The 10,356-nt window shown below is 44.2% G+C and carries 6 protein-coding genes and 5 tRNA genes; 1 reads left to right on the forward strand and 10 read right to left on the reverse strand.

Features of this window, described 5'->3' with window-relative positions:
- Nucleotides 1–165 precede the first annotated feature (165 nt).
- The 9 genes from AB4496_RS13500 to AB4496_RS13540 form a co-directional block, all read right to left on the reverse strand.
- Nucleotides 166–1,104 carry an ABC transporter permease gene (locus tag AB4496_RS13500; protein WP_004735541.1) on the reverse strand — a complete coding sequence of 313 codons (939 nt, stop codon included), beginning with the start codon at nucleotides 1,102–1,104 and terminating at the stop codon, nucleotides 166–168.
- Between the two features lie 2 nt (nucleotides 1,105–1,106).
- On the reverse strand, nucleotides 1,107–2,084 hold the full coding sequence (locus AB4496_RS13505) for an ABC transporter permease (RefSeq protein ID WP_009848074.1): 978 nt from the start codon (nucleotides 2,082–2,084) through the stop codon (nucleotides 1,107–1,109).
- A gap of 180 nt (nucleotides 2,085–2,264) precedes the next feature.
- Nucleotides 2,265–3,818 (reverse strand): ABC transporter substrate-binding protein, encoded by a 1,554-nt coding sequence (locus tag AB4496_RS13510; RefSeq protein WP_009848075.1) that lies wholly within the window; start codon nucleotides 3,816–3,818, stop codon nucleotides 2,265–2,267.
- A 94-nt stretch (nucleotides 3,819–3,912) separates the two neighbouring features.
- Nucleotides 3,913–5,640 carry an ABC transporter ATP-binding protein gene (locus AB4496_RS13515; protein ID WP_009848076.1) on the reverse strand — a complete coding sequence of 576 codons (1,728 nt, stop codon included), beginning with the start codon at nucleotides 5,638–5,640 and terminating at the stop codon, nucleotides 3,913–3,915.
- A 1,117-nt stretch (nucleotides 5,641–6,757) separates the two neighbouring features.
- Nucleotides 6,758–6,834: transfer RNA gene (locus AB4496_RS13520), tRNA-Pro, on the reverse strand.
- A 55-nt stretch (nucleotides 6,835–6,889) separates the two neighbouring features.
- Nucleotides 6,890–6,965, reverse strand: a tRNA-His gene (locus tag AB4496_RS13525).
- 45 nt (nucleotides 6,966–7,010) lie between these two features.
- Nucleotides 7,011–7,087: transfer RNA gene (locus AB4496_RS13530), tRNA-Pro, on the reverse strand.
- Between the two features lie 77 nt (nucleotides 7,088–7,164).
- A tRNA-His gene (locus AB4496_RS13535) sits at nucleotides 7,165–7,240 on the reverse strand.
- Nucleotides 7,241–7,287: 47 nt separating this feature from the next.
- Nucleotides 7,288–7,364, reverse strand: a tRNA-Arg gene (locus AB4496_RS13540).
- A 297-nt stretch (nucleotides 7,365–7,661) separates the two neighbouring features.
- Between AB4496_RS13540 and AB4496_RS13545 the strand changes: the two genes are divergently transcribed.
- On the forward strand, nucleotides 7,662–8,075 hold the full coding sequence (locus tag AB4496_RS13545) for a cytochrome c5 family protein (RefSeq protein WP_009848079.1): 414 nt from the start codon (nucleotides 7,662–7,664) through the stop codon (nucleotides 8,073–8,075).
- 96 nt (nucleotides 8,076–8,171) lie between these two features.
- Here the strand turns inward: AB4496_RS13545 and rep are convergent, their stop codons facing one another.
- Nucleotides 8,172–10,190, reverse strand: a complete 2,019-nt coding sequence (gene rep, locus AB4496_RS13550) for a DNA helicase Rep (RefSeq protein WP_012602966.1) — start codon at nucleotides 10,188–10,190, stop codon at nucleotides 8,172–8,174.
- Between the last annotated feature and the right edge of the window lie 166 nt (nucleotides 10,191–10,356).

The following is a 10,356-nucleotide window of genomic DNA, read 5'->3' on the forward strand; positions in this document are numbered from 1 at the left end:
GGTTAATTATTACCGAACAAATGTCGATAAAACATGAATTCCATTTTAAGTACTATTGACTCTATCAATGGTACTAAGTTCCAAATTCATTAAGCAAAAAAAGAGCCGTAATTGCTTACGACTCTTAGTTTAGTGATTTTTTTTACTAAAAATCAAACTGAACTATCACCCTTTATAGATTTTCGGGTTAAACACGTCACGTAACCAGTCGCCTAGTAGGTTGATAACTAGAACCAATGTCACCAAAAGCACACCTGGGAATGCAGTGATCCACCATGCTCCTGAGAAGATGTAGTTAAAACCAGTACTAATCAGAGCACCCAGTGAGGGTTGGTCGACTGGAAGGCCTAAACCTAGGAAAGAAAGTGCCGCTTCTGACATGATGGCATTTGCCACCTGTACTGTAGAGATAACCAAAATCGGTGATAAACAGTTAGGCAGAATATGACGGAACATGATACGAGGTGCTCTAAAGCCCATCACACGTGCCGCTTCTACGTACTCTTTCTTCTTCTCTGCTAATACTGATGCACGAATAGTACGCGCATACTGCGGCCATTCTGCGATACCAATGATCACCACCAGCATCACCACAGCGTATTGTGCATAGAAATCACTACCGAAACTTGCCTTAAAGATGGCCGAGACAATGATCGCAACCATCATGGTTGAGAACGAAAGCTGAACATCAGCGAAGCGCATCAAGAAGCTATCAATACGGCCACCGAAGTAACCTGCAGACAAGCCAATGATGATACCAAGCGTCAGTTGTAGACCTACCGCTAAGAAACCAATAGTCAGTGATAAACGAGAACCGTAAAGCATAGTCGATAAAATATCACGGCCTTGCTCATCCGTTCCTAGCAAGAAGCGTTCTTCGCCGTCTTCCATCCATGATGGTGGAAGTTCTGAGTCCATGATATCAATCGATGTCACGTCGTACGGGTCTGTTGGCGCTAGGATAGGTGCAGCTAGAGCCATCACCAAGAAGATTGAGAAAATGGCGAAGCTCACCATTGCCACTTTGTCGCGTAAGAAGTAATACACAATGTCAGATTGCTTAAAACGTTCCCAGCGAGACGGCACTGTCGATGTCTGTTCCATGATTATGCTCCTTTCCCTGTGATGTTAACGGTTGGGTTGATAACACCGTAAAGCAAATCAACAATCGTGTTAGTCACGACGAAAATAAGACCAACAAAAATAACGTATGCAGTAATCAGTGGTGTATCTACACGGTTGATTGCTTCTAAGAATAAGAAGCCTGTACCTGGCCACTGGAAAACAGTTTCCGTAAGAATGGTGTAAGCCACCATCGTACCAATCTGAACACCACCAACGGTAAGTACCGGTAGCATGGTGTTTTTCAATGCATGTTGGTAATAGATTTTGTTTAGCGCTAGGCCTTTCGCTTTACCAAACTTAATGTATTCAGAACTTAGAACTTCTAACATTTCAGAACGAACTAGACGAATAAACAGCGGCAGCATGATAGATGCCAGAGCAATACTCGGAAGTACTAAGTGTGCAAGGCCATCTAGCGTTAAGAAGCCAGACTCCCAACCAAACCAGTTGGCCGTATCACCACGTCCAAATGACGGCAGCCAACCGAGCTCGATAGAGAACACATACATCAGCATGATTGCAGTTAAGAAAACAGGAACCGAGATACCGACACTACTGCCTGCCATAATCAATTTGGTAAAAAAGCTTTTTGGGTGAATCGCAGAGTAAACGCCGAGTGGGATCGACATACAAACAATAATTAAAGAAGCACCAAATACCAGCTCCAGAGTTGCCACTAGTTTATCTAGAATCACATCAACTGCAGGTCGCTTAAAGAAGTATGAAGTACCAAGATCACCCTGTAGAGCTGCGCCTACAAAGCGAGAGTATTTTGTAACGAAGGGATCATTTAAGCCGAGTTCATCGCGTAGCGCTTGACGCTCCGCCTCTGAAACAGATTGACCGACTAACTCACGTAACGGGTCGCCCAGGTTATCCTGAATGGCAAACGCCACCAAACTGATCACAAACATCACTATCAGTGCCTGAAACAGGCGCTTGACCAGAAACGTAACCATTCCTTGCCCCTTATCTATCCATGACTATCTAATCGAAATCCGCGACTAGACAACAAAAAATTCAGTCTTAAAAAAGGTATTTAGCCAGACTGAAGGAAGACCAAATACCGAAACTTAAATCTATATCTTAATAATATTGAGAGCCTGAAAGCTTCAGGCTCTCGATTCTAGCAAGCTAGATTATTTTACAACTAGGTCGCCGAAGTAAGGCATAACCATTGGGTTTACTACGTCTGCTGCACCTACGTTAGATTTCGCGCCCCACGCTTCACTCTGCCAGTGTAGAGGAACGAAGACTGCATCGTTGTAAAGTGTTGCTTCAACGCCTTTCAGCATCTTAGAACGCTTAACTGGGTCAGTTTCAGTATTAGAAGCTTCTACAATCGCATCCATTTCTGGGTTTGAGTAGCCAGAACAGTTGTATTGACCACGGCCAGTCTCTTCGTTACGAGTCATTGTTAGGAACTCGTTGAAGTTAGCTGAATCTTCAGTATCTGAGTGCCAGCCGATCATCATCATGTCTGCTGAACATAGATCAAATTCTGGCCAGTACTGTGCTTTAGGCATTGTCTTAAGATCAACTTTGATACCAATCTTAGACAGCATTGCCGCAGACGCTTGCGCAACTTTCGCATCGTTCACGTAACGGTTGTTAGGCGCTGCCATAGTTAGTGTAAAGCCGTCTTCGTAGCCCGCTTCTTTCATCAGCTCTTTCGCTTTTTTCAGATCGTAACGAGGAACTAGATCTTCGTTGTGACCCGCGTAGCCTGTTGGGCTCTGCTGACCAGCAGCTGTCGCGAAACCTTTCATGATTTTCTTAACAATACCTTCATTGTTAATCGCATGAACGATTGCTTGACGAACGCGCACATCTTTCAGTGCTTCGTTGCTGTTTTGGTTCATTTGGAACGTAATGATACGAGTACCAGGTAGCGTTACTAGATCGATGTTCTTAGCTTTTTTAACACGCTTGTGATCGTTTGGCGCAACAGGGTGAATCATATCAACGTCGCCAGAAAGAAGTGCTGCTACACGCGTTGCATCTTCTTTGATTGGCACAAGTGTTAGCTTGTCTACGTTACCTTCAGTTTCTGTGTCCCAGTAATCATTGAAACGCTCGAACGTTACTTTAACGCCTTGCTCACGCTGCGTTACGATAAATGGACCAGTACCAGAAACGTTAGTCGAAGCAAACGAGTTACCGTGCTTAACTAGCTCAGATTTGTCATTACCTTCCGCTGTTTGACCAGAGTAGAACTTGCTGTCCATTGGGAAGATGTAGGTTGCTGTTTGTAGTACTAGTGGGTAAGCCGCTTTTGATACTAGCTCAACTGTGTAGTCATCCACTTTTACCATTTTTTCGTATGGCGTGAAGATAGACTTAAAGTCTGGAGAAGCTTGTAGACGTTCAAAAGTCCACACAACATCATCAGCAGTCAGTTCGTTACCAGAGTGGAATTTCACGCCTTTACGTAAGTTAAAGCGGAAAGTCGTTTCATCAACACGCTCCCAGCTAGATGCTAGGCGGCCTTCAAAATCCATCTCTTGAGTGAAACGTACTAGAGGGTCAAACACCATGTGAGACATTTGCAGTGTGCCACCAGACAGCTGCTCGTGCGGGTCAAGTGATACCGGGTCAGCTGCGTAGCCAACGGTAATATCTGCTGCTGCTGCACTAAAGCTTAGGCCAGCTGCCATTAAAGCTACTGCTAATTTGCTTTTCATGGTTTTCATTGCATAACTCCTTCATGCGGGAATCCAGATCCCTAGTTGTTGTATTTGCGTCTGTTTATTGTTTTTAGCAAGCTAAACTCCAGCCTGCTGATTTTTATACCGCGGCTTGTGCCACTGCTTTTTCTTCTCTTAAACCTGTAAATTCAGGCATTAAAGAAATTAGGTGTTTGCTGTATTCATGCTGAGGCGATTGGAATAGCTGCTCAGTTGGCGCTACTTCCAATAGTTCTCCCATTTGCATCACACCAACACGATCACACATTTGGCGAATAACCGGTAAATCGTGACTGATGAACAGCATGGTTAGGTTGAGCTCGTCTTGTAAATCTTTTAATAGGTTAAGGATCTGAGCCTGAACCGACACATCCAGCGCCGAGGTAGGTTCATCACAAATCAAAAGACGTGGACGAGTTGCCAAGGCGCGAGCGATAGAAATACGCTGACGTTGGCCACCTGAGAATTCGTGTGGGTATTTAACCCCAGCCATCTTGCCTAAACCAACGTGCTCTAGCAGGTCGTTAACGATCTGACGAGTTTCATTCTCGTTACGCGTAAGTTTATGGAATCGGATCGGCTCAGCAATGATGTCGAATATCTTCATTCGAGGGTTCATTGATGTATAAGGGTTTTGGAAAACCATCTGCATTTGACGACGCATTGGGCGACGTTCTTTTTCAGATTTAAGTCCCGTAAGATCAACGCCTTCAAACGTTACCTTGCCTGAGTTAGGTGCGTACAAACCAGCAATCACACGAGCAATCGTTGATTTACCCGAACCAGATTCACCAACAAGACCAAAAGTTTCACCTTCATGTACTTCAAAGCTCACGTTATTTGACGCCTGAACGTACTCTCGACGACTCTCAAAGAAAGAATCCTTGGTAGTAAAGCGTAAGTTTACATTTTCAACATTCAACAGTGGACCAGTGTAATCACGGTGATCTTGGCTTTGACCCAACCAATGGTTTTTCACATCAAGTGGTTCCATCTCATGTGCTTCTTCGATGTAGCTCACAAGAGGGAAACGATCAAGTTTACGATCTGAGCGCGGAACCGCGGAGATAAGACTGTGCGTGTAAGGGTGTTCAGGAGTACCAAGGACTTTCGCCGTCGGACCAAACTCAACCAAATCACCACGATACATAACGGCTACGCGATCGGTAACATTAGATACCACACCCATGTCGTGTGTGACCAACATACAACCTACATTCTTCTTAATACATAGGTCGCGAATCAAACCCAAGATCTGGTCTTGAATAGAAACATCCAGTGCGGTTGTTGGTTCATCAGCGATGATTAGGTCAGGTTCACCTGCCAGTGCGATCGCGATAACAACACGCTGACGCATACCGCCAGAGAATTGGTGTGGGTACTGCTTTAAACGGTTTTCTGGTTGCGGAATACCAACTTGGTTCATCAAATCTAATGAGCGCTGGTAGGCTTCTTGATCCGAAACCTTCATGTTGGCATGAATCGTCTCTTTTAACTGCTGTTCTACTGTGAATAGAGGGTTAAGAGAAGTCATTGGATCTTGGAAGATAAAACCAATCTTTGAGCCGCGAACAGAACGCATCTGTTCAGGAGATAAGCCTGAAACTTTTTCACCGTCCAGAAATACCTCGCCGCTAGCAATGCGACCAGGAGGGCTCAGCAAATCGATCACAGCATTACCTACTGTTGATTTGCCTGCACCAGACTCGCCTACAACGCCAACAATTTCACCACGTTCAATGTTGAACGAAAGTGATTTCACTGCGGCGTGAACTCCATGACGAGATGGGTATTCGATACGAAGATTTTTTACTTCTAAAAGTGACATTACCAGACCTCTACTGCTTTGGCAGCTCTCTGCCCTGTCTGCAAAATTGAATCCATTCTTACCAGAATATTGTTCTGATATTTTATACGGTTGACAATTTGGCAAATAATTCACAGAAAAGCAACAAAAATAGGATAAAAAGTCGACATTAAACGCTTAGCAAGTAAAAATGCCACATAAGTATTCACTCGAAGAGCATATAGTAATGAAAACCAGCATTATATTTCCAATAATAAATACTCACAAACCCCTTACTACTGCGTACTTGTAGAGTTAAACATATCATTCAAAGCACATATCCCCACCAGTCACCAAAATCAAATAATTATTCCAAAAAACAATTAACACTATAGAAACAAACGCTAACTTTACCAATTTAAGCAAACAAAACAACCAGATAAAACCAACCCAACAACATATTCAACCATATGAATTTTTTGATAAATACAAACAAGAAAAACGAAAGATTTAATAAATCAAAGGATTTTTTAAACAACAAGATTCGAAGAAATCTGTCAAATACAGGCCTTAGAGAACATATTTAACGTCAAATTTCACTTTTCATAAAAATCCCTAGACCAAACCTATTAATTTGTCGAATAATTGGTGGTGGGTTTTATATAAAATTAGATATCGATCTGCACATTTGATAAAGCAAACCGCTCCGTATAAGCACCATAATGAAGATAAAGGGTAAGAGCCTGCCTTGTTATATGGAGGGGGAGATTTACGGAGGTGACATCAGGCAAGATGTCGAAGCGGTTGAAGTCCCAGCATTCAAAATTGAGGATTACTGAAACGAGAGATGTAAAAAAGCCCCGTAATTCCTGACACGGACGACTAGTTGAGGCTTCTTAAGGTGGTCAGTGAAGAGACATCCTTTGAACATCAGACGAACCCCACTTGGGTTCCAACCTAGAGATCTACAGATGAAAAAAAAAGCTCATCATTTCTGATAAGCTTTCTTAAAGGTGGTAGGTAAGGTGGTAGGTGAAGAGGGGGTTGACGCGGCAGGGCTCCCTGCGGACTGGCGATCCAGCCCACGACCCTCTGGTCTCAAATTATCTAAATTCCAGGCGTAAAAAAGCCCCGTCATTTCTGACGAGGCTTCTTAAGGTGGTCGGTGAAGAGGGATTCGAACCCCCGACCCTCTGGTCCCAAACCAGATGCGCTACCAAGCTGCGCTATTCACCGAGACGTTTCGTTTGATTTCTCAAACAGGGAACTTCAATGAAGTTACCAAAATTAATGGGGTGGCTAACGAGATTCGAACTCGCGACCACCGGAATCACAATCCAGGGCTCTACCAACTGAGCTATAGCCACCACTAATCTTTTATATAACCGCTTAAAAGGCGATTATTGAAATAGTGGTCGGTGAAGAGGGATTCGAACCCCCGACCCTCTGGTCCCAAACCAGATGCGCTACCAAGCTGCGCTATTCACCGACTAATTTTGTATCGACTCTTGGGAATAATGAATCAACACTGGAAGCCGAAGCTACCGATATTTTGTAAAGAAAGAATGGGGTGGCTAACGAGATTCGAACTCGCGACCACCGGAATCACAATCCAGGGCTCTACCAACTGAGCTATAGCCACCATTATTTCTTTTTGCCAATTCTCACTTACCTAAGTAAGAGACCGGATGGCGCGCCTGAAAGGATTCGAACCTTCGGCCTTTGGCTCCGGAGGCCAACGCTCTATCCAGCTGAGCTACAGGCGCATGCCCTGTCGGCGGAGTGGAATAATACGTATATCACCTTATGCCGTCTAGTACTTTTTTAACTTTTTTTTCTGTTTGGTCTCTTTTTCGACAGTTAATATGTGATAAACCCCTTATTTGAGTACTACAACCCACCGCAGCTTATAAGTTGTTGTTTATTGCAACAACTTATCGGGATATAATCACCCATTATTTACATTGGTTTAACAGTTGCTCTTTGCTGATAAAGCCAAAACACCCTTCCAACACTATAAATTGGTAAGCATGTACTTACCTTGGGAATGTAAAGTGAGTTTAATGGATATGTCTCGTCGAATTTTAAGCGTTGTCATCGCAGTTTTAACCTTTTCAACTGGCGCTATGGCTTCAGGCCTAAGCGAAGCAGAGCAAGATGCTATTGCTGAACGCATCAAACCAGTTGGCCAAGTTTACCTAGTCGGCAGCGAGCCAGTAGCCGCAGAACCAACAGGCCCTCGTGATGGCGCAGCAGTTTACGGTACCTTTTGTATCGCTTGTCACGCATCTGGCGTAAGTGGCGCACCTAAAACAGGTGACGCTGGTGACTGGGGTCCTCGTATTGCCCAAGGTCGCGACATTCTAGCTGACCACGCAATCAACGGCTTCAATGCTATGCCAGCGAAAGGTTCATGTATGGACTGTTCAGATGATGAAATCAAAGATGCTATCGAGCACATGATTGCTGGTCTGTAATTTACCGATCTGTAATTAAAAATGCCAGATTCAAAAAAGGTGACCTCATGGTCACCTTTTTTATTGGCTTTTATATAACGCGATGAAAGCAAGGAATTACTTCTTGTTGAACATCGCTCGAATGTTAGCAATGTGTGCCTGTCCTTTTTCCATTCTTTCTTCAGCGGATTGTGGTTTCTTAACACTTTCCCACTCCACATCTTCATGCGGCAGTTCATCGAGGAATCGGCTTTGTGTTGGCTTTATCAATTCGCCATACTGACGACGTTCACGACATTTAGTGAAGGTCAGCTCTTTCTGCGCGCGAGTAATCCCTACATACATAAGACGACGTTCTTCTTCTACGTTACCTTCATCGACACTGGTTTGGTGTGGCAAGATACCCTCTTCGGCTCCCATCAGGAACACATACGGAAACTCTAGGCCTTTCGATGCGTGCAATGTCATTAATTGAACTTGGTCTGCATCGTCATCATCTTCACCACGCTCCATCATGTCACGTAGCGTTAAACGTTGAACCACTTCTCGTAGGGTCTTCTCTTCTTTGTCGTAGTTGTCACCCTCAAGGTCAGCAACGATCCAACTATAAAGATCAGAAACGTTCTTCATTCTCATCTCTGCAGCCTTCGGGCTTGCCGAGGTTTCGTACAACCAATCTTCATAGTTAATATCACGAACCAAAGAGCGAACAGCCTCAACGGTATTGCCACGTTCAGCATTATCAGAAATACGAACAATCCAATCGCTGAAACGGCGCAGGTTTTCTAAACCACGACCAGTCAAAGTTTGCTCTAAACCCATCTCAAAGCTCGCTTCAAACAAGCTCTTGCCACGCATGTTGGCGTAGCTGCCTAACTTCTCAAGCGTCACCGGGCCAATCTCACGACGTGGTGTGTTTACAATACGTAGAAACGCGTTGTCATCATCAGGGTTCACCAACACGCGGAGGTAAGCCATGATGTCTTTAATCTCAGCTCTAGCGAAGAAAGAGGTACCGCCAGAAATTTTGTAAGGCACACGGTTCTGCATCAACGCTTTTTCAATCAAGCGAGATTGGTGGTTACCACGGTACAGCACTGCGTAATCTTTATATTCTGTGCGATTCAAAAACTTGTGAGCGATGATCTCACCTGTAATACGCTCTGCTTCATGCTCTTCATTCTTAGCATTCAGTACCTTGAGCTTTTCACCGTCCGGGATCTCAGAGAACAGTGACTTTTCATAAACGTGTGGGTTATTAGCGATCAAGATATTCGCTGCACGCAAAATTCGACTCGTTGAGCGGTAGTTCTGCTCTAATTTGATCAAGCGTAAGTTAGGGTAGTCCTCACCTAACAGCACCAAGTTTTGCGGTTTTGCACCACGCCATGAGTAAATAGATTGGTCATCGTCACCTACGACCGTCAAACGACCACGCTCTCCCACAAGCAGACGCACCAATTCATATTGGCTGGTGTTGGTATCTTGATACTCATCGACAAGTAAATAGCGAATACGAGACTGCCAGCGCTCACGCACTTCTTGATTGGTTTTCAGAAGTAATACTGGCATCGCAATCAGATCATCAAAATCGAGCGCGTTGTATGCCTTCATCTGTTTCTGGTACATCTCAAAACAGAATGCAAACAACTGCTCTTGTTCGCCTTGAGCTCGAGCTTTCGCCTGATCTGGCGTCAGCATGTCATTCTTCCAATTCGAAATGGTGCTCATTAAAGCACGCAGCAGATCCTTATCACCATCGATCTGTCTCTCTGTTAGCTCTTTTAATAGCGCCAACTGGTCTTGGTCATCAAATAGAGAGAAGCCCGCTTTCAGACCCAGCGCTTTGTATTCACGACGAATGATAGTTAAGCCCATGGTATGAAAAGTCGAAACGATCAGGCCTTTCGATTCACCTTTACCCAGAGTTTGCCCCACACGTTCTTTCATCTCGCGTGCCGCTTTATTGGTAAAAGTTACCGCTGCAATATTGCGTGCCTTGTAACCACACTCTTGAACCAAGTAAGCAATCTTATTCGTGATAACACGTGTTTTACCAGATCCTGCGCCTGCTAATACTAAACAGGGGCCCGAAACATATTTCACGGCTTCATCTTGTCTTGGGTTCAGTTTCATTTGGTTCTCAATTTGGTCTATCGGGGCGAATTCAATTGCGCGCCTATAATAATGCTGCAACACCTCGAATGCTACGCTCTCTTATGCAAGAATTTTATATCACATATGAAAAACTATGTTGCACTTATGTATGGGTCTTAGGCTATAATGAATGAACGTTCATTCA

The sequence above is a fragment of the Vibrio sp. 10N.222.46.A1 genome (assembly GCF_041473595.1).
GTDB lineage: Bacteria > Pseudomonadota > Gammaproteobacteria > Enterobacterales > Vibrionaceae > Vibrio > Vibrio tasmaniensis_A.

What these genes read in the sequence shown, in the direction of transcription:
- AB4496_RS13500 (WP_004735541.1), bottom strand. Translation starts at nt 1,104, where the DNA reads ATGGAACAGACATCGACAGTGCCGTCTCGCTGGGAACGTTTTAAGCAA.
- AB4496_RS13505 (WP_009848074.1), bottom strand. Translation starts at nt 2,084, where the DNA reads ATGGTTACGTTTCTGGTCAAGCGCCTGTTTCAGGCACTGATAGTGATG.
- AB4496_RS13510 (WP_009848075.1), bottom strand. Translation starts at nt 3,818, where the DNA reads ATGAAAACCATGAAAAGCAAATTAGCAGTAGCTTTAATGGCAGCTGGC.
- AB4496_RS13515 (WP_009848076.1), bottom strand. Translation starts at nt 5,640, where the DNA reads ATGTCACTTTTAGAAGTAAAAAATCTTCGTATCGAATACCCATCTCGT.
- AB4496_RS13545 (WP_009848079.1), top strand. Translation starts at nt 7,662, where the DNA reads ATGGATATGTCTCGTCGAATTTTAAGCGTTGTCATCGCAGTTTTAACC.
- rep (WP_012602966.1), bottom strand. Translation starts at nt 10,190, where the DNA reads ATGAAACTGAACCCAAGACAAGATGAAGCCGTGAAATATGTTTCGGGC.